19 protein-coding genes are annotated in these 20214 nt (G+C 46.9%); 13 read left to right on the forward strand and 6 right to left on the reverse strand.

Translation table 11 applies throughout. From position 1 onward, the window contains the following. Both NL644_RS21205 and NL644_RS21210 read right to left on the reverse strand, forming a co-directional pair. Window positions 1–654 carry a hemolysin III family protein gene (locus NL644_RS21205; RefSeq protein WP_005394044.1) on the reverse strand — a complete coding sequence of 218 codons (654 nt, stop codon included), beginning with the start codon at window positions 652–654 and terminating at the stop codon, window positions 1–3. A gap of 70 nt (window positions 655–724) precedes the next feature. Beyond that, on the reverse strand, window positions 725–1531 hold the full coding sequence (locus NL644_RS21210) for a sporulation protein (protein ID WP_253658763.1): 807 nt from the start codon (window positions 1529–1531) through the stop codon (window positions 725–727). Between the two features lie 296 nt (window positions 1532–1827). On the opposite strand from NL644_RS21210, the gene NL644_RS21215 reads away from it, so the two are divergent. The 5 genes from NL644_RS21215 (at window position 1828) to NL644_RS21235 (ending at window position 5840) form a co-directional block, all read left to right on the forward strand. After that, a complete protein-coding gene (locus NL644_RS21215) occupies window positions 1828–1995 on the forward strand; it encodes a hypothetical protein (RefSeq protein ID WP_005379043.1) in 168 nt (55 codons plus the stop codon). 166 nt (window positions 1996–2161) lie between these two features. After that, entirely contained in the window at window positions 2162–2428 is a 267-nt protein-coding gene (locus NL644_RS21220; RefSeq protein ID WP_048625604.1) for a YihD family protein, read from the forward strand. A gap of 313 nt (window positions 2429–2741) precedes the next feature. Beyond that, window positions 2742–4163: a cytochrome c oxidase accessory protein CcoG gene (ccoG, locus tag NL644_RS21225; protein ID WP_085344705.1), complete on the forward strand. Its 1422-nt coding sequence runs from the start codon at window positions 2742–2744 to the stop codon at window positions 4161–4163. Window positions 4164–4216: 53 nt separating this feature from the next. Next, window positions 4217–5203, forward strand: coding sequence for a serine/threonine protein kinase (locus NL644_RS21230; RefSeq protein WP_176319963.1), 987 nt, complete (start codon window positions 4217–4219; stop codon window positions 5201–5203). A gap of 34 nt (window positions 5204–5237) precedes the next feature. Further along, a complete protein-coding gene (locus tag NL644_RS21235; protein WP_005379036.1) occupies window positions 5238–5840 on the forward strand; it encodes a thiol:disulfide interchange protein DsbA/DsbL in 603 nt (200 codons plus the stop codon). 46 nt (window positions 5841–5886) lie between these two features. Here the strand turns inward: NL644_RS21235 and NL644_RS21240 are convergent, their stop codons facing one another. Beyond that, a complete protein-coding gene (locus NL644_RS21240) occupies window positions 5887–6765 on the reverse strand; it encodes an acyltransferase (protein WP_253658764.1) in 879 nt (292 codons plus the stop codon). 149 nt (window positions 6766–6914) lie between these two features. Between NL644_RS21240 and NL644_RS21245 the strand changes: the two genes are divergently transcribed. Next, window positions 6915–7871 (forward strand): DUF2860 domain-containing protein, encoded by a 957-nt coding sequence (locus NL644_RS21245; protein ID WP_253658765.1) that lies wholly within the window; start codon window positions 6915–6917, stop codon window positions 7869–7871. Between the two features lie 55 nt (window positions 7872–7926). Here the strand turns inward: NL644_RS21245 and NL644_RS21250 are convergent, their stop codons facing one another. Beyond that, entirely contained in the window at window positions 7927–9450 is a 1524-nt protein-coding gene (locus NL644_RS21250) for a YifB family Mg chelatase-like AAA ATPase (RefSeq protein WP_238778195.1), read from the reverse strand. Window positions 9451–9915: 465 nt separating this feature from the next. Between NL644_RS21250 and ilvG the strand changes: the two genes are divergently transcribed. The 5 genes from ilvG to ilvA are packed head-to-tail and all read left to right on the forward strand — an operon-like array spanning window position 9916 to window position 16214. Next, window positions 9916–11562, forward strand: a complete 1647-nt coding sequence (gene ilvG / locus NL644_RS21255; protein ID WP_005378960.1) for an acetolactate synthase 2 catalytic subunit — start codon at window positions 9916–9918, stop codon at window positions 11560–11562. 11 nt (window positions 11563–11573) lie between these two features. Beyond that, entirely contained in the window at window positions 11574–11858 is a 285-nt protein-coding gene (gene ilvM, locus NL644_RS21260; protein WP_005378958.1) for an acetolactate synthase 2 small subunit, read from the forward strand. A gap of 12 nt (window positions 11859–11870) precedes the next feature. Next, window positions 11871–12809: a branched-chain-amino-acid transaminase gene (ilvE, locus tag NL644_RS21265; protein ID WP_213874944.1), complete on the forward strand. Its 939-nt coding sequence runs from the start codon at window positions 11871–11873 to the stop codon at window positions 12807–12809. A gap of 13 nt (window positions 12810–12822) precedes the next feature. Next, on the forward strand, window positions 12823–14664 hold the full coding sequence (gene ilvD / locus NL644_RS21270; protein WP_005394064.1) for a dihydroxy-acid dehydratase: 1842 nt from the start codon (window positions 12823–12825) through the stop codon (window positions 14662–14664). A 2-nt stretch (window positions 14665–14666) separates the two neighbouring features. Continuing rightward, window positions 14667–16214, forward strand: a complete 1548-nt coding sequence (gene ilvA, locus NL644_RS21275) for a threonine ammonia-lyase, biosynthetic (RefSeq protein WP_253658766.1) — start codon at window positions 14667–14669, stop codon at window positions 16212–16214. A gap of 55 nt (window positions 16215–16269) precedes the next feature. Here ilvA and punR read toward each other — a convergent pair whose 3' ends face one another. After that, window positions 16270–17172, reverse strand: a complete 903-nt coding sequence (punR, locus tag NL644_RS21280) for a DNA-binding transcriptional activator PunR (RefSeq protein ID WP_005394068.1) — start codon at window positions 17170–17172, stop codon at window positions 16270–16272. A gap of 152 nt (window positions 17173–17324) precedes the next feature. Here punR and punC point away from each other — a divergent pair, with 152 nt between their 5' ends. Further along, window positions 17325–18530 (forward strand): purine nucleoside transporter PunC, encoded by a 1206-nt coding sequence (gene punC / locus NL644_RS21285; RefSeq protein WP_031780373.1) that lies wholly within the window; start codon window positions 17325–17327, stop codon window positions 18528–18530. Between the two features lie 45 nt (window positions 18531–18575). On the opposite strand, the gene NL644_RS21290 is transcribed toward punC, so the two are convergent. Next, window positions 18576–19352: a transporter substrate-binding domain-containing protein gene (locus NL644_RS21290; protein WP_005394073.1), complete on the reverse strand. Its 777-nt coding sequence runs from the start codon at window positions 19350–19352 to the stop codon at window positions 18576–18578. 115 nt (window positions 19353–19467) lie between these two features. Here NL644_RS21290 and NL644_RS21295 point away from each other — a divergent pair, with 115 nt between their 5' ends. Then, window positions 19468–20208: an amino acid ABC transporter permease gene (locus NL644_RS21295; RefSeq protein ID WP_253658767.1), complete on the forward strand. Its 741-nt coding sequence runs from the start codon at window positions 19468–19470 to the stop codon at window positions 20206–20208. Window positions 20209–20214: the final 6 nt, after the last annotated feature.

Here is a 20214-nt window from a genome sequence, read left to right on the forward strand (position 1 = left end):
TTAGATAGGCTCGACAAAATAATAAATTGCGAAGAAGTGACACACACAACCCGCTAAAACGAAGCCGTGCCAAATCGCATGATTGAATGGAATACGCTTCGCAACGTAGAAAATCACCCCCAGTGAATACACTATCCCACCAGCTGCGAGTAATGTCAGTCCGCCAATATCCAAGTTGATCGCCAACTGATAAATCACAATCAACGACAGCCAGCCCATGACCAAATACGTCATCAAGGAAAGCTTTTTAAATCGGTAAACAAACGCGACTTTCATGATGATGCCGAGTAGAGCGATGGTCCAGATGACAATCATCAAACCAAACGCGAGCGGCGTACGTAAACTCACCAACAAAAAAGGCGTATAACTGCCAGCAATGAGTAGATAAATGGCGCAGTGATCGAAAGTTTTTAGCCATCGTTTAGCGTTGGGGTGCGGAATTGCGTGATACAGCGTCGAAGCCAAAAATAGCACGATAATACTCGCACCATAGACAGCCATACTGGCCAGCGTCAGCGTATCAGCTTGCTGGTCTATGGCTTTGATTAGCAGCAGTATCAGGCCAACAATACCAAAAATCATCCCAATGCCATGAGTGATGGTATTGGCCAGTTCTTCGCGTTGACTGTATTGAGGTTTCTGCAGTTCAGACATCAATGCGCCTATACTAGAGTTTGAAATTTGCTCTAGTATGGCACATTAGGCTTACACGTGTAAGCTTAAATTAAGACTCATGAACGGCCGTGGTTTGGTCGAGGTAATTAAGTACAAGTTCGCCCACTTGATCAAGCTTAGTTGTGGCTGGAATGGTCAACTCTCGTTTGAGTTTTCCGCTACCCAGTAAGCTTGCGAGCATGCCACCCTCGCCCTTGCGTGTGCGGTCAACTTCAAACCATAATTTGAGTTCTCGCTCGCTACGATGAGCGACAAATTCTAACTCACGCCACACGCCATGGTATGGCCCGTCAGTCGGCACCATCTCAAATTCTTGCACAAATGGCAGGTCGAACCCTTTTACTTCCTCACACTCCACTTGGCGAATACGCAAACCTTGCGCTTCAAATGCGGATAACACCGCATCCATTAGTGGATCAGGTCGAACGGTGAGGATGTCTTTATCGGTCGGGTCTAAAGCAGCAGCAACGTCCAAGCCGGTTTCGAGCCACACTTTGGCGTCACCAATGGTGACAGGCGTATTCCAAGGCACATCGAGCTGAACATCGAAGGTACGCTCTTCGCCGGAATGGATGGTAAACGCATAAGGGAGGCTCCACTTAGCAAGCACATGAGTCTGAGGTACTCGGCGCATGCTGTGTCCTTCTCGCGCACCACGGTCATCAGGAGCTTCCGCGATATAGCGACAACACAGTTTTAAATCGATGTTGTCGATCGCTTGTTCAGTGGCACCACCATAAACATGGATAGACACATCCACACTTTGACCAGGATATAGCACGTCTTGATTTAGGATTGAGTCGACCTTAGCGCTCCCAATCCCAAAACTGGCAAGTGTCTTCTTCAAAAATGACATAGGCACCTCCTTCGTCGAGATCTCATACTACTACTGCTGATCGAGGGATCAAACAAAAATTGCCTCGATCATCGCGACAAAATGACAAAATCTAAACAATTCAATTGCTCAACTATCGACCAATTATTACAAGGATGCTAATCTTATACGTGATATGCATGCATATCGGTATTCCTGATTCATTAACTGGATTGGCGAGAGCCAGAAGAGTGATTCTTCAATCTTGTTGGAGCCTAGCTCATAATGATTCAGGCCATTACATCGGCAATGGATATGCCTGACAGTTAGGTAAATTAATGCGCCCAACAACAGTCAGGTTCGCACACACTAATACTAGTGCAATGCGCCGCCGCAGTGGCTTTACTACTGCACCAAAGGCAAAGCAAGTTGCGCCAGCAATGACATTGGTTGAGAAGACAGCAATGATGTCGAGTGTTCCGGCCAAAGTTATCAAAGCAGCTTAATCAAAAGCGCGGCGCCAGCTGCGCTTTTTTCTTTGCACGCGACTCAAACCACCTCAACGACTTAGAACAAAACACAGTGAAATAGATAGTTTTTCCTATTTGGTCTTCGCAAAGCAATTTGGTACCTTTACAGCTAATTACACCTATAAATTCTGTGGAGAAAGAAATGAAGTGTCATCGCATTGAAGAGCTGCTTGAGCTACTAGAGCCTGAATGGCATAAAGACCAAGAAATGAACCTACTGCAGTTCATCGTGAAGCTAGCGAAAGAAGCAGGCTACGAAGGTAAGCTAGAAGATCTGACCGACGACGTGCTGATCTACCACCTTAAAATGCGTAACAGCAGCAAAGACGAAATGATCCCAGGTCTTAAGAAAGACCAAGAAGATGATTTTAAAACTGCGATTCTGCGCGCTCGTGGCATCATCAAATAACCGGCTCAACAACCCAGTATTCTTTAAGCGACTCCCTCAAATGAGTCGCTTTTTTATAACTAAAATTTTTAGTCCCACAGTTGGTTATAACTGTTCAGCCAATTATCAGGTTAACTGTACTGACTTTTGTTGTTAAACGTTGACTGCGTTAAAGAAAAGGAATTGTTATTGATTGTATAATCGCCGTTCATCAGTATTTACTAAAATAATTATGTCCGGTCATGATTTATGATAAGGACGAAGTAGCAATGTCATCGAGCGACATCAATAGAAATGACGCCGTACATTATAAAAGCCTAAGAAGGATGAGTGCATGAGTCAGGATAAGATCGATATCAAAGATGTGACTCCTAAAACCTACAACCCCAAGACTCATAAAGGGAATGGGGATCGGTTCAACCCAAGTAATCGCATCTATGTACGCGAAAGCAAAGGGACTTACCAGAAACTGCGTCGTTACGGTGGTTGGTTCTTACTGCTTCTCTTCGCTTTGATACCGTGGATCCCTTACGGTGAACGTCAAGCTATCTTGCTCGACATTGGCAACCAGCAGTTCAACTTTTTCGGTACCACGTTGTATCCGCAAGATCTTACCCTACTCGCCTTGCTATTTGTGATCGCGGCGTTTGGGTTGTTCTTTATTACCACCTTCTTAGGTCGAGTTTGGTGTGGCTATCTCTGCCCACAAACCGTCTGGACCTTCATGTATATCTGGTTTGAAGAGAAGCTAGAAGGCAGCGCCAATAAGCGTCGTAAGCAGGACTCCAATAAGCTGACGGCAAATTTAGCGATGCGCAAAACCGTCAAACATATAGCTTGGTTTGCCATTGCGCTCGCCACTGGTTTTACTTTTGTTGGCTACTTCGTTCCAATGAAGCAATTGGTTATCGACTTTTTCACTTTTAACGCCAACTTCTGGCCCGTCTTTTGGATAATGTTCTTTGCCATTTGTACTTATGGTAATGCTGGTTGGATGCGTTCCATCATGTGTATTCACATGTGTCCTTACGCGCGCTTCCAGTCTGCCATGTTTGATAAAGACACCTTCATCGTTGGCTATGATGCAAAACGTGGTGAAAAGCGTGGTCCACGTCCACGCAAAGCCGATCCAAAGCAACTTGGTTTGGGGGATTGTATTGATTGTGATTTGTGTGTGCAGGTGTGCCCAACAGGTATCGATATTCGTGACGGCTTACAATATGAATGTATTAACTGTGGCGCCTGTATTGATGCGTGTGACAACACCATGGACCGCATGGGTTACGAAAAAGGCCTAATCAGCTACACCACCGAGCATCGCTTATCGGGTAAGAGTACCAAAGTCATGCGTCCGAAGCTGCTGGGCTATGGAGCTGTGCTACTGGTCATGATTGGTCTGTTCTTTGCCCAAATCGCAGCGGTAGACCCAGCAGGCATGAGTGTTATTCGCGACCGTAACCAACTGTTCCGGGTAAATAGCTCAGGCGAAGTAGAAAACACCTACACCCTCAAAGTGATCAACAAAACCCAGCAAGTGCAAGAGTACTCGTTGGATGTTGAAGGGTTATCCGATGTAAGCTGGTATGGTAAGCAGACAATTCAGGTACAGCCAGGTGAGGTATTGAACTTACCAATGAGTCTTGGTGCGGATCCTGACAAGCTAAACTCTGCGATTACGACAATTCAGTTTATACTCACCGATAAGAGCAACGAATTCACCATTGAAGTAGAAAGCCGTTTTATTAAAAAACTATAGCGCTACTTCAGTGACTAACGGAAAAAGGCTCAGTAATGAGCCTTTTTGTTTATATGTCCCAAAGCATGTTTAACTTTGACGCCCTTACCCCAGACTTCATGTGGTACGCGTTAGAAAGCATCGGCGTTCGCGCAGAATCAGGCTTTCTTCCCCTCAATAGCTACGAAAACCGTGTTTATCAATTCACTGACGAAGAGCGTCGTCGTTATGTCGTCAAGTTCTACCGCCCTGAACGTTGGAGCAACGAACAGATCCAAGAGGAGCACGACTTCACTTTAGAACTAATTGGCAACGAAATCCCCGTCGCACCACCTGTTCGCATCAACGGTAAAACCCTGCATCACTATCAAGGCTATGCCTTTGCGCTGTTTGAGAGCGTGGGTGGTCGCCAGTACGAGGTTGACAACTTAGATCAGCTCGAAGGTGTAGGGCGTTTCCTTGGGCGCATCCACAAAGTGGGTAGCCGCCAAGCCTTCCAACATCGACCAACGATTGGCTTGCAAGAATACCTGTATCAACCAAGAGAGATTCTGCAAAACGCCAACATGATTCCAATGCACTTGGAGAACAGCTTCTTCAATGACTTGGATATGCTGATCAAATCGATTGAAAGCCACTGGCAAGAAGGCTTCAATACCATTCGGCTGCATGGCGATTGCCACCCAGGCAACATTTTGTGGCGAGATGGCCCTATGTTTGTTGATTTGGATGACGCTCGTAACGGCCCTGCTGTGCAGGACTTATGGATGCTGCTTAACGGTGAGCGCCAAGACAAACTGATGCAGCTGGATATTGTTTTAGAAGCTTATCAAGAGTTTTGCGACTTTAACCCCGCAGAATTGAAACTAATTGAGCCACTTCGCGGTCTACGAATGGTGCACTATATGGCATGGCTAGCAAAACGTTGGCATGACCCTGCGTTTCCTCTCGCTTTTCCATGGTTTAATGAGCCAAAATACTGGGAAGGTCAGGTCCTTGCATTTAAAGAGCAGATCGCCGCTTTAGAAGAAGCACCGCTGTCTTTAATGCCTCAATGGTAAGTCAGGCCACAAATTCAAAAATGGAGATATTTCGATGAAAAAACTGTTCGCACTGTTTTCTATGCTGATGCTAAGCCTGTCGGCACATGCAGCGCAATTCAAAGAAGGTGAACATTACAAAGTATTGGATCTTGAGGCATCAAAAAAACCTCTTGTGACGGAGTTTTTCTCTTTCTACTGCCCGCACTGTAATAGCTTTGAACCTGTTATCCAGCAACTGAAAAAGCAGTTGCCAGAAGGCACTAAACTACTAAAAAACCACGTTTCTTTCATGGGTGGCAACATGGGCCCATCAATGAGCAAAGCCTACGCGACCATGGTTGCACTAAAAGTGGAAGACAAAATGGTGCCAGTGATGTTTAACCGCATCCACAATCTAAAGAAGGCGCCACGTAACGATGAAGAGCTTCGCCAAATCTTCCTTGATGAAGGTGTAGACGCGAAGAAATTCGACTCTGCATTCAAAGGCTTTGCGGTTGATTCCATGGTTCGCCGTATGGACAAGCAATTTGAAAACAGCGGTCTAACCGGCGTTCCTGCGGTTATCGTTAACAACAAATACCTAGTTCAAGCACAAAGCATCAAGACAATGGATGAGTACTTCTCTCTGGTGAACTACTTGCTGACACTAAAATAAGCGCATCGATATCAATCAAAAGGGGAGCTCATCGCTCCCCTTTTGTTTATTTGTAAATCTCTTGTAGCAACCGATCTTTTTCTTGCCACACATCACCCAACCATTGCTGAAATTGTCGCTTATAGGGCTTATCGTTAAAGTAATCACCAAGCACTCGCTCATCGACGGGCAACACATTCACACGCACAACAACCTTGCCCATTCGGCCCATTAATAAATCCTTGAATGGCTTATTTGTATTTTCTGGGTACGCCAGCGTCACATCGATAATGTTCTCGAACTGCTCCCCCATTGCCGCTAACGTGTATGCGATCCCGCCCGATTTTGGTTGCAGCAAATATTGGTAGCTCGCCTTGCTCTTACGCTGTTTTTCTTCGGTAAATCGAGTGCCTTCGACATAATTAACCACTGTGGTTGGGGCATGTTTGAACTTGGCGCACGAGCGACGTGTCGTCTCTAAATCTTGACCTCGTTTGTGCGGGTTGCGGATCAGATACTCTCGCGAATAACGACGCATAAATGGCATGTCGAGCGCCCAACACGCCATCCCAATGAAAGGCACATACAACAGTTGTTGTTTGAGGAAAAACTTCGGCATAGGTATGCGGTCTTTAAACACGCAGCAAAGCACAACAATATCTGTCCAACTGAGATGGTTACTGATCAGCAGATACCACCCGTCTTTTTTAAGCGCTTCACCGCCCTGAACATCCCACTCAACACGGTTAGATACCGCCAGAATGCACGCATTAACGGTAGCCCATAACCACATCACCTTATTGGCACAAACGGTCGCTAGTGCTTTTAGCTTTACGCCAGGAAGCAATATTTTAAATACAGCGATAACACAAATTGCGAGTGAACAAACCGCAGAATTGAGAATCACAAAAGAAGCGTTAAAAAAAAATAACAAATATGCCAACATGATAGTCAAACAACAGTGATAATGTGTGAAGAATAAAACAGCGTGTAATTATACTGCGCCTTTGCCACATTGGAACATGCGTGGAAATGGTCAGATTTGTTACCGCAACCAATATGTGCACCATTCATTCGACAACAAGGAGATAACGAATGAAACCAAGGCTACTTCTCTTGCCTTTGGCCTTTGTCGTCAGTTCTGCTCAGGCTCAACTCGCTGAAACCGCAGGTTTTGGCGGTGAAATTTCGCTGAATGCCGGATTCATATCATCAGAATCCAATTTCAATACAGAAAATAGTAACACCATCGATTCTCTCGATAAGCGTGCCGATAGTGACAGTTCTGTTATCGCTGCACCGCTAGGGAGTGTGACATACACCTTTGGTAGCCGACTCAACCACCAAGTTTACGCCGGTACCACACGCTCAGATGTCGCGGTAGGTACACTCGCTTTTCAGTTGGGCTATCAACACGAGCTACAATCTGGCACCGTGCTCGATGTTTCCTATCTGCCGACGGTACTCAAAGGCGAAACTTGGCGCAACCCTTATCAAGTAGGAACCGCACGTAAAGAGACGGATGTTGACGGCAATGCATATCGCTTTCAGATCAAAGGGTTAATTGATAGGAACTTCAACCTTGATCTTGCTTATGCTGATAAAGACATCGAGCAGGAGGAAGTGACAGACCGCTCACTTGCTCGCGATGCTAACCTTTACTATGTCAAAGGCGACTATCGCATTCCACTCAACCAAACGTCTATGTTGCAACCCGCTTTCACCTACATCAATCAAGATGCCGACGGTAAGGCGGAATCATTTGATTCATACGGGTTTGACATCAGCTGGTTTAAATTTATCAATCGCCATCGATTGGCTCTCACCGCGGGTTATGCATGGAAAGACTATCAAGCCGCTAGCCAAACTTTTGCTAAAACACGAAATGACGACACCATCAGCCTATTTGCGGCCTACGAATATCAAAACGTATTTGACTGGCAAGACTGGTCGTTCATTTCTTTAGCCGGCTATAGCCAAACTGACTCGAATATCACGTTTTATGAGGAGAAAGAGTACCTATTGTCGCTTGGTCTCAACTACACCTTCTAACGCCCTTCATCGCAACAAGGGGCTTACAACACTTGTTGCGATGACACTTTGCTGTCTATACCGCTTGCGCCGTAAGCTGTTTCAGTAAACGGTCCATCGCTCGATACCCAAGTGCCTCGGCCAAGTGCGTTCGTTCAATTTGCTCCGCCCCATCCAGATCGGCGATTGTTCGCGCCACTTTGATAATACGATGATACGCACGAATCGAAAGCCCTAAACGATGCAAAGCGGTTTCAAGAAACTCAGCATCACTCTTATGCAAGGGACAAAATGCCTCAATTTCTCGACTACCTAGCAGTGCATTGACCTTACCACTGCGGTTTAGCATATTGTTACGCGCATGGCTCACACGCGCTTTTACGATAGCAGTCGGCTCACCGCGATCACCTCCTTCTGCTAATGTCCCTTTGGGCAAAGCTGGGATTTCTAAAGACATATCAAAGCGATCTAACAGTGGTCCAGATAATCGACCAAGGTAGCGCAAAATAGCTTGTGGATTGGTGCGAGCTTGATTGCCTTCGTAATATCCTGTCGGGCTTGGGTTCAATGCTCCAACTAATTGGAAACGAGCCGGAAAGCGTGTTTTACCTTGCGCTCGAGAGATAATGATCTCGCCAGATTCGAGCGGTTCGCGTAACGAGTCCAGAACTTTACGATCAAATTCGGGCATTTCATCGAGAAACAATAACCCGTTGTGGGCTAAAGAGATCTCCCCTGGTCTGGGTACCGAACCACCGCCGACTAATGCCGCCATTGAACTTGAATGATGCGGAGAACGAAACGGACGCGACTTCCAGTTATGCTCATTAATTTCACTCTGAGTCAACGATGCCACCGAAGCGGTTTCCATTGCTTCTTCGTCACTCATTTCCGGTAATAAGTCACACAAACGCGAAGCCAACATCGTTTTTCCAGTACCTGGCGGGCCAAGGAAAAGTAAGTTGTGGTTTCCAGCGGCAGCAATCTCCAGTGCTCGCTTACCTTGTTGTTGGCCAATAATATCTTGTAAGTCTCGACCATGTTTTTCGACTATTTTGCGCTTAGGCGTTTGAAAAAGATTCAGTCGATGTTGACCACAAAGCTCGGCACATACTTCCAGTAATGATTGGGCCGATTTATGTTGTTCCTTCCCCACTAGCGCCGCCTGATCGCCATTCACATGTGGGACGACCAAATGACGTTGAATCTTACTGGCTTCCAGCGCAGCAGGCAGCACACCTTTTACAGGTCTCAGACCACCAGATAGTGCTAACTCACCAACAAATTCGTAGTTTTTGAGCTTATCTGTCGCGATTTGCTCCGAAGCGGCCAAAATTCCCAATGCAATAGGAAGATCAAAACGCCCTCCCTCCTTGGGTAGATCTGCCGGAGCCAAGTTCACGGTGATCCGCTTAGCAGGAAATTGAAAGTTAGAATTAATGATCGCACTGCGTACGCGATCTTTGGACTCTTTTACCGTTGTCTCTGGCAAGCCTACTAAGGTAAACCCTGGCATGCCGTTGCTGATATGAACTTCTACACTAACCGATGGCGCTTGCACCCCGACGCTTGCTCGACTATGAATGATTGCCAGCCCCATACGTTCCTCAATTTTTTTGAACACTCTGTAAACAAATGTTTTATCTAGTTGGTTATGTTATATACCGCGTCCCAATTGAGAGTTAATGTGAAAAAAGAATGACTTTTTGCTTGTCATGCAGCGGAATTGTGTGATACCACTAATGACGCAAACAATTTCGTAGAACATTACACAACATTTTTTAACGAAAAAAGAACGACAGACAGATGAACCTTTTCGCTCATATCAACGCACTGCTAGCCCTGATTATCGTGGTCATTATTGGCACCGCGCGGGGTATTGTGGGCGAAAGGTAACCACAAATTACAAAAAACCCCCGCACTGAAAAGTCCGGGGGTTTTTTTACAACTACAAGTTGTCATCTGTCTAACCCTCGGACAGTTTAACGGGAAGAATGGGAGTGCACATGAAGTGCAATAAATATGGCAATCGCTACGAGCCACAACGTAGCAAAGGAGGTTTACGATGACTGGTGCACAACTTGTCGTAGCCGCTTTAAGACAGCAAGGCATCGAAACCGTTTTTGGCTACCCCGGCGGGGCCATCATGCCAATCTATGATGCTTTGTATGACGGTGGGGTGGAACACATCCTATGCCGTCACGAGCAAGGGGCCGCTATGGCTGCTATCGGGATGGCTCGTTCCACTCAAGACGTTGCTGTGTGCATGGCAACTTCCGGCCCAGGAGCCACTAACCTTGTTACCGGCCTTGCCGACGCTTTCCTTGACTCCGTACCTCTAGTTGCCATCACAGGCCAGGTAGCTAGCTCTCATATCGGTACCGATGCATTCCAAGAAATGGATGTGATCGGAATGTCCCTAGCCTGTACTAAGCACAGCTATCTCGTGACCGAAATTGAAGATCTAGCTCCGACACTTGCCGAAGCCTTTGAGGTCGCAAAAACCGGTCGTCCGGGTCCTGTCATTGTCGATATCGCCAAAGACGTTCAACTCGCTCAAGCACCTACAGACCTTCTTCCTCCATACATAGCACCAGCAATCGAAGATGTCAGCGCTGAAGATATCAAACGTGCGCAAGATGTGCTGGCAGCATCTACTCGCCCAGTGTTGTATGTTGGTGGTGGCGTGCAACTTGCGAAAGCAACCGATGCAGTACGCGAATTTCTTCGCTTAAACCCAATGCCTGCAGTTAGCACATTAAAAGGCCTCGGTACCATTGAACGCCATGATCCTCACTATCTTGGTATGTTGGGTATGCATGGCACCAAAGCCGCCAACCTAGTGGTTCAAGAAGCCGATCTATTGATCGTGGTTGGCGCGCGTTTTGATGACCGTGTGACGGGTAAGCTCGATACGTTTGCACCAAATGCGAAAGTGATTCACATCGACATTGATGCTGCGGAGATTCATAAACTGCGCCACGCCAACGCACCATTACGTGGCGACATCAACACCATTCTTCCTCAGCTAGAGCTGACTCAAGATATCTCACCGTGGGTTCATCACAGTGAAAGTCTGCGCAGCGGCTTTAAGTGGCGTTACGACCACCCAGGCGAGTTAATCTACGCACCGCTACTGCTTAAACAACTGTCTGACATGATGCCAGATAGCTCAATTGTCTCGACCGACGTCGGTCAGCATCAGATGTGGGCAGCGCAACATATCCAGCCACGCGAACCACAAAATTTTATCACTTCTGCTGGCCTTGGCACCATGGGCTTTGGCTTGCCAGCAGCGATGGGCGCTGCAGTCGCACGTCCTGATGATCAGTCTATCCTTATTACAGGTGACGGTTCATTTATGATGAACGTTCAGGAATTGGGCACGCTGAAGCGTCGGCAGATTCCAGTGAAGATTGTCCTTCTTAATAACCAACGTCTTGGCATGGTTCGCCAATGGCAGTCATTGTTCTTTGACGGTCGCCACAGTGAAACCATTCTTGATGACAACCCAGATTTCGTGATGTTAGCAAAAGCGTTCGATATCCCGGGCAAAACCATCACCAAGAAAGAAGAAGTCGAACCTGCTCTCAAAGAGATGCTAGCGAGTGAAACTTCTTACATGCTTCACGTTTTGATTGATGAAGAAGAAAACGTGTGGCCATTGGTGCCACCTGGCGCATCAAACAGTGATATGTTGGAAAATACATAGGAGACAATCGCATGGACAGATATTTACTCGACATCAAAGCCGATGACAAACCGGTACTGTTGGAGCGCGTTCTACGTGTGATTCGTCACCGAGGCTTCGTGATCAAACAAGTCGCTGCTACGCAAAACCACGAAAGCAAAGTAGCCAGCGTCGAGATCATCGTCGACAGCGATCGACCAATCTCGTTTTTGATCAATCAAATAGAGAAGTTGTGGGACGTTCGTAAGGTTGAGGTGCTAAAAATCCGCAACGATGAACTGCCAAATCACAACTTACAACAACACGTAAGTGCATAAGGAAGGCAACAAATGGCAACGAAAACTGCAGATTTCATTTGGTTTAATGGTGAGATGGTTCCATGGGCAGAGGCGAACGTTCACGTTCTGACTCACGCAATGCACTATGGCACATCCGTGTTTGAAGGCGTGCGCTGTTACAACACACCAAAAGGCCCAATTGTCTTCCGTCACCGTGAGCATGCACAACGTCTAAAAGATTCTGCCAAGATTTACCGCTTTCCGATTCCATACACAGTAGAAGAAATCATGGAAGCGACCCGCGAAACACTGCGCCAAAACAAACTCGACAGCGCTTACATTCGTCCATTGGGTTTTGTCGGTAATGTTGGCTTAGGCGTATGTCCACCAGTTGGCACTGAGATGGATCTAATCATTGCCGCATTTCCTTGGGGCTCTTACTTAGGCGAAGAAGCGCTAGAAAAAGGTGTCGATGCGATGATTTCAAGCTGGAACCGCGCTGCGCCAAACACCATCCCAACTGCGGCTAAAGCAGGCGGTAACTACCTATCTTCACTACTGGTTGGTGGTGAAGCGCGTCGTCACGGTTACGACGAAGGTATTGCGCTAAGCGTAGATGGTTACCTATCGGAAGGGGCTGGTGAAAACATCTTCGTTATCAAAGATGGCGTAATCACCACACCACCAGCAACTAGCGCGATTCTACCGGGCATCACTCGTGACTCGATCATGACAATTGCACGCGATAAAGGCTACAAAGTACGTGAGGCGAACATTGCTCGTGAAGCCCTTTACCTTGCCGATGAAGTCTTCATGACAGGTACTGCGGCTGAGATTGTACCAGTGGCAACCATCGACAAGATTGAAGTGGGCACTGGTAAGCGCGGCCCTATCACTAAAGAACTACAAGCAGCCTACTTTGGCCTATTTGACGGCACCACGGAAGATAAGTGGGGCTGGTTAGACTATGTGTACCCAGAACAGAAGTAAGAAGGATTAGGAAATGCCAAAATATAGATCAGCTACCACCACACATGGTCGTAACATGGCGGGTGCACGAGCACTGTGGCGTGCAACGGGTGTGAAAGAAGAAGACTTCGGTAAACCAATCATCGCCGTTGTAAACTCGTTTACTCAATTTGTTCCGGGTCACGTACACCTGAAAGACATGGGCCAGCTTGTAGCGCGTGAAATCGAAAAAGCTGGCGGTATTGCGAAAGAATTCAACACCATCGCGGTTGATGATGGTATCGCAATGGGTCACGGCGGCATGCTGTACTCACTGCCTTCACGCGAACTTATCGCAGACTCTGTAGAGTACATGGTCAATGCGCACTGTGCCGATGCCATGGTATGTATCTCTAACTGTGACAAAATCACTCCGGGAATGTTGATGGCATCCATGCGTCTCAACATCCCGGTTATCTTTGTTTCTGGTGGCCCAATGGAAGCGGGTAAAACCAAGCTTTCTGATCAGATCATCAAACTAGACCTTGTTGATGCAATGATCCAAGGTGCGGATCCAAAAGTATCTGATGAGCAAAGTGAGCAGATCGAACGCAGCGCATGTCCAACCTGTGGATCGTGTTCAGGCATGTTCACGGCAAACTCGATGAACTGCCTAACAGAAGCACTGGGTCTTTCTCAGCCGGGCAACGGTTCTATGTTGGCGACTCACGCTGATCGTGAACAGCTATTCCTTAACGCGGGCAGACGCATTGTTGAATTGACTCGTCGTTACTACGAGCAAGATGACGAATCCGCGTTGCCACGCAACATCGCAACTTATGATGCCTTCGAAAATGCAATGGCACTGGACATTGCCATGGGTGGTTCAACCAACACCATTTTGCACCTGTTAGCTGCAGCGCAAGAAGGTGAAGTGGATTTCGATATGGAAGATATCGATCGCCTGTCTCGCCAAGTGCCACACCTATGTAAAGTGGCACCATCCACTCAGAAATATCATATGGAAGACGTACACCGCGCTGGTGGCGTAATGGCGATTCTTGGTGAGCTTGACCGTGCAGGTCTACTGCACAATGATGCGCGCACCGTACTTGGCCTTTCGATGAAAGAGCAACTGGCAAAATACGACATTATCCAAACTGAAGACGAAGAGGTACTTAAGTTCTACCGCGCAGGCCCTGCGGGTATTCGTACCACCCAAGCGTTCTCGCAAGATTGTCGTTGGGATCGCCTTGATGACGACCGTGCAGAAGGTTGTATTCGCGCGAAAGACAACGCCTTCAGCCAAGAAGGTGGCCTAGCCGTTCTATCAGGCAACATCGCATTGGATGGCTGTATCGTTAAGACAGCCGGTGTTGATGAAAGCATTCTTAAGTTCACTGGTCCGGCTGTGGTATTTGAAAGCCAAGAAGATGCGGTGGAAGGCATCTTAGGAGGTAAAGTGAAAGCCGGTGATGTGGTTGTTATCCGTTATGAAGGTCCAAAAGGTGGCCCAGGCATGCAAGAAATGCTTTACCCAACCACTTACCTAAAATCGATGGGCCTTGGTAAAGAATGTGCACTGCTGACTGACGGTCGTTTCTCTGGTGGTACATCAGGACTCTCTATCGGCCATGCTTCTCCTGAAGCCGCTAACGGCGGTGCTATTGGACTGGTGAAACCGGGCGATATGATCGCGATTGATATTCCGAACCGTTCAATTTCACTCGAAGTGTCTGAACAAGAACTTGCAGAGCGCCGTGCAAAACAAGATGAACTTGGCTGGAAACCTGTTGATCGTCAAAGAGAAGTTTCCTTTGCACTTAAAGCGTACGCGAGCATGGCCACCAGTGCTGACAAGGGTGCAGTACGAGACAAGTCGAAGCTAGAGGGCTAGCAATGATGGAATCTCACCCCGAAAAGAAAGTAAATCAAACTGGCGCAGACTATCTGCGCCAAATCCTCCGCGCTCCGGTGTATGAAGTCGCAACAGTAACACCACTGCAAGAAATGCCACGATTGTCTGCACGTATTGGTAACAATGTGCAAATCAAGCGCGAAGATCGCCAACCCGTGCACTCATTTAAATTACGCGGTGCATACAACATGGTGGCAAGCCTAACTGAAGCACAGAAAGCCGCGGGGGTGATTGCAGCATCGGCAGGTAATCACGCTCAAGGCATGGCGCTGTCTGGCACTAAGCTGGGCATCAAAACCACCATCGTGATGCCAAAGACCACGCCGGATATCAAAGTCGACGCAGTACGCAGCTTTGGTGGCAATGTGGTACTACACGGCAGCAACTTTGATGAAGCAAAAGCAGAAGCCGAACGTTTGTCAGAGCAATATGGCTATACTTTTGTGCCCCCCTTTGATCACCCACTGGTGATCGCAGGTCAAGGCACCATCGGTATGGAAATGCTGCAACAAAATGGTCACCTTGATTACATCTTTGTTCCTGTCGGTGGCGGCGGTTTGGCCGCTGGTGTTGCGGTACTAGTGAAGCAGTTAATGCCAGAAATCAAAGTCATTGCCGTAGAGCCGGAAGACTCATCTTGTCTTAAAGCCGCGCTGGATGCTGGTGAACCAGTGGTACTAGACCAAGTCAGCATGTTTGCCGATGGCGTCGCAGTAAAACGCATTGGTGAAGAGACTTTCCGTCTGTGCCAGAAGTACATTGATGGCCATATTGCGGTCTCTAGTGATGAAATCTGCGCAGCCGTAAAAGACATCTTTGAAGATACCCGTGCGATTGCTGAGCCTTCGGGTGCGCTTGCTCTGGCGGGGCTGAAGAAATTTGCTGAACAGAACAAGCTGAAAGACAAAAACCTAGGCACGGTACTGTCTGGCGCAAACACCAACTTCCACGGGTTACGTTATGTGTCAGAACGTTGCGAGCTAGGTGAAAAACGTGAAGGTTTATTGGCAGTGACGATCCCTGAACGCCAAGGAGCGTTCTTTGAGTTCTGTAACTTGATTGGCGGTCGTGCCGTAACGGAGTTTAACTATCGTTACAACGATGACGAACTCGCTAATATCTTTGTCGGTGTTCGTCTGCAAGGCGGTCAAGAAGAGTTGGAAAACATCATTCACGATCTACGTGAAGGTGGCTATCCGGTGGTTGACCTTTCTGACGATGAAATGGCGAAGCTACACGTTCGCTACATGATCGGCGGGAAGCCATCGAAGCAACTCAAAGAGCGACTCTACAGCTTTGAATTTCCAGAGTACCCAGGTGCCTTGCTGAAATTCTTAAGCACTCTTGGTACCCATTGGAATATTAGCTTGTTCAACTACCGTAACCACGGCGCCGACTACGGACGCGTTTTATGTGGTTTCGAGTTAGATGAAGGGGATTTAGCTCAATTTTCGGCACATTTACGCGAACTTGGCTATCAATGCAAAGACGAAACAGACAACCCGTCTTACAAGTTCTTCTTGTCATAAAACGCCACACTCCAAACATATCAAATAAAACACCTCGCTATTGCGAGGTGTTTTTTTATGACTGTAACCAATCTTGATGTAGCTGATTAGGCGATCCTAGGTAATCCACCATCCATTGGATCAATTTATGATTATCATCTTTGCGCCAGACCAAGCAACAATGACTGAGCGGCTTATCATCTGGCATCACCTTCTCCACCAGCACACCATCATTGATCAGTGGCGTTGCAATATGACGTGGCATATAACCCACGCCAACTCCATTTTTCAAACATTCAATTGCACTGTACCAGTTGGGTAGTAACAATCGGCGTTGTTGAGGGTAATGGCCAGTATGGCGCTTTGGCAGCACGTTCGAAGTATCATCAAGGCAGATCGCCGGAAATTGACTCACAAACTCTTCAGTAAGCACTTGTTGTCGAACGCAAGGATGAGCGGGTGACATTACAAATGCCCAATCTAATACGCCCATATCTTTGACTTCAAAATCTCCACCAACGGGAACCGCAGATGTCGCGCCAACGACAATGTCGGCTCTACCTTGTGCTATGGCTTCCCAAGAGCCATTAAATACTTCCATATTGATCTGCAATTCAGCAAATTCAAACTCGCGATAAAAGTCTTCCACCAAAGGTTTGAGTTTTTCTAACTTCACCACGTTATCTAAGGTCAGCTTTAACGTGCTCTTCCATCCCTGAGCTGCTCGGCGTGTTTGTGCTTTCACCTCTTCCATTTGACGCAGCAAAGAGCGAGCCTCAGCCATAAAAAGTTCACCTGCTGGAGTTAACTCCACTTTCCTCGGTAAGCGTCGAAACAGCACCACATCTAAATCTTGCTCGACCTGCCTTACTCCATAACTGATGGCTGAAGGGACTTTATGCAGCACCTCAGCCGCAGCGGTGAAACTGCCTAAACGGGCAACCGTATCCAGCATTTCCAGAGACGCTTTAGAGAACATGATTTAACCTTTCAAAAAATTTGATTGATAACCAACAATTTTAGCGTTTTATTTTCTTAAAATCGAAAAATAGAATAATAAGGTAAATAAATCAGGGTTGGCGCCAACTGATGTTGATTAAAAAATGATTAAATAATTTGACTGGTTGAATCATGAAAATATCAAAACTACAGCTCATTTATCTGGCAGCATTATCGATGCTTGGCTTCGTTGCTACCGATATGTATCTGCCAGCATTCAAAGCGATGGAAATCGACTTTGCAACAGGCCCTGAGCAAATAGCGCTCTCTTTAACGGTATTCCTAGTTGGTATGGCAGTTGGCCAGCTAATGTGGGGATTGGCATCCGATAAATTTGGCCACCGCAATACACTCGCGGCCGGGTTAGTGCTGTTTACTATCGCATCATTCGGTTTGGCTTTCTGTGACCAAGTATGGCAACTACTGACACTGCGCTTTATCCAAGCTATCGGTGTATGTGCACCAGCAGTGATCTGGCAAGCCATGGTCATTAAACGCTACTCAAGCAGCAGTCAGCAAATTTTCGCAACGATCATGCCGTTAGTCGCGCTATCACCAGCGCTAGCACCTCAATTAGGGGTAGTGTTGGCAGATAACTTCGGCTGGCACAGTATCTTTATTACGCTAACACTAGTTGGTGTCTTCTTGGTCTTTGCGACAATGGCCCAAAAAGACGAGAAAGCAGAAATCAAACAAACCAGTATGTCTGCCGACATCAAAGCGCTGCTGAGTTCTAAAAAGTACCTTGGCAACGTGTTTATGTTTGCGACGGCTTCGGCTGCATTCTTTGCTTACCTAACAGGTATGCCAGAAATCATGGCGCAACTAGGCTATGAAGCAAAAGATATTGGTTTGAGCTTTATCCCACAAACTATCGCGTTTATGGCTGGTGGTTACTTGGGTAAAGTCGGCGTTCGTAAATTTGGTGATGAAAAAGTTCTACGTCAATTGATTGGACTATTTAGTGTCGCGGCAATAATGATATTCATTGCCTCACAATGGGAACTGTCTTCTATCTGGCCAATTCTAGCGCCTTTCTGTTTAATTGCGGTAGCCAATGGTGCGCTATACCCAATCGTAGTAAACCGCGCGTTGGCAAGTGCTAAGCAAAGCCCTGCAACAGCTGCAGGCCTGCAAAACAGCTTACAAATTACTGTGAGCAGTCTATCAAGCGCATTAGTTGCTGCAATGGCAAGCCAAGCTCAAATGGTAACGGGCGTTGCAATCATCATCTGTATGGGTGGTCTTTGGATGGGTTACATCTTATCTAACCGTGAATTGTCTCAGCACTTCACGACTCCAGACAATGCTCGTGTAGTGAGTGAAGACGAACTTTAATTGTTCAGACAATAAAAAAGAGCCGCGTAATGCGGCTCTTTTTGTTTATAAGCTTTTCAACCCCCACTTCTTGGCAGTCAGCTTGAAAAAGCCTTGGGTCTTTTTCAGCTCAACCCAATGGTTGATGTAATTAATCCATACTTGATCGTCTTGCGGCAATAGCATCGCAATTGGTGTCGGTTTACGCGGAGCGGTCACTGGTACTATCGCCAGTTGTTTAAACTTGTCCACCAACGTCGCTGCTTCCACATTGGACGTCACCGATACATCGGCCCTGCGAGCTAGTAATTCTTGGAAGTCGCGCGCTGGCGCTTCAATCACAATGTGTTGAGCCAGCGGGAAAAACTCTTTCACCATTTTTTCTTGCACCGTTCCTAGTGTCGCCGCGACTTTCACATCAGGCGTATTAAAATCTGCCCAATCAGAGAATTTGGCGAGATCTTTCTTTTGCACAACGGGTACAAAGGCAAGGTAGAAATACGGTTGGCTGTATCCAGCGACTTTCGCGCGCGACATATTCAGGGACGCGCTGCCAGTAATATCGTATTTGTTGGCGGTAATGCCATTGACTAGAGTCTTCCAATCCGTGGCTACATACTCTACTTTTACACCGAGATCTTTAGCAAGCTCGGTCGTTACGTCGATATCAAAGCCACGATAACTGTTGGTTGCAGGGTCTTTCATCGTCATCGGATTCCAATCTCCCGTCGTTCCAACACGGAGTACACCACTGTCTAAAATGGATTGAAGACGGCTTTCAGCATGAGCAATTTGAGTTGCAGCAAGTAAACACATTCCTAGCGCTAGTAAAATCTTTTTCATTTTTATTCCCTTAAAAATAATGACCTTATACGGTTTAATGATTAACCTTTATTAAAGCTCTATTGATAACATAGCAGCAACAATGGAAGTTTTTTAGTTAATTCAGGGAGTAAATGTGACCTTTCGAACTCTATGGCTGATTTCGCTGCTGTTGCTCTCAGGTTGCTCAGATTATCAATGGGGCTGGTATGTGCTCGATCCCTCTACGGAGCAAGGACTCACCAATCTGAAGTTTTTAATCGCCGGATTTAGTGACACCATCCAAGTATCACTCCTCAGTATGTTATTTGCGATGACATTAGGTTTAATCATCGCCCTACCGGCTCTGTCGAACTCTCCCTACTTGAAGTGGATCAACCGCATTTACGTCGAGGTAGTCCGTTCAGTGCCTGTTTTAGTCTTACTACTTTGGGTGTATTACGGCATGCCAACGCTGTTGGATGTCTCACTCAATCACTTTTGGGCGGGTGTTATTGCACTGACCATTGCTGAGAGTGCGTTTATGGCGGAGGTGTTTCGCGGTGGGATACAAGCGATCAGCCGTGGCCAGCATGAAGCGGCTGAATCTTTGGGCTTAAGCTATTGGCAAAAGATGCACTTGGTAATTCTTCCCCAAGCGTTTCGACAAATTCTCCCACCATTGGGCAATCAATTTGTCTACATCCTCAAGATGAGCTCTTTAGTCAGTGTGATTGGTTTAAGCGATCTCACTCGCCGTGCCAATGAGCTGGTGGTGAATGAGTACTTACCCCTAGAGATTTATACCTTCCTCGTTTTGGAGTACTTGTTGCTCATTCTATTCGTATCCCAAGCTGTTCGCTGGCTCGAAAAACGCATCGCCATTCCCAGTTACTAACGATGA

This window comes from Vibrio sp. Y10_XG_PY6 (assembly GCF_024181795.1).
In the GTDB taxonomy this organism is placed as follows: Bacteria; Pseudomonadota; Gammaproteobacteria; order Enterobacterales; family Vibrionaceae; genus Vibrio; species Vibrio diabolicus.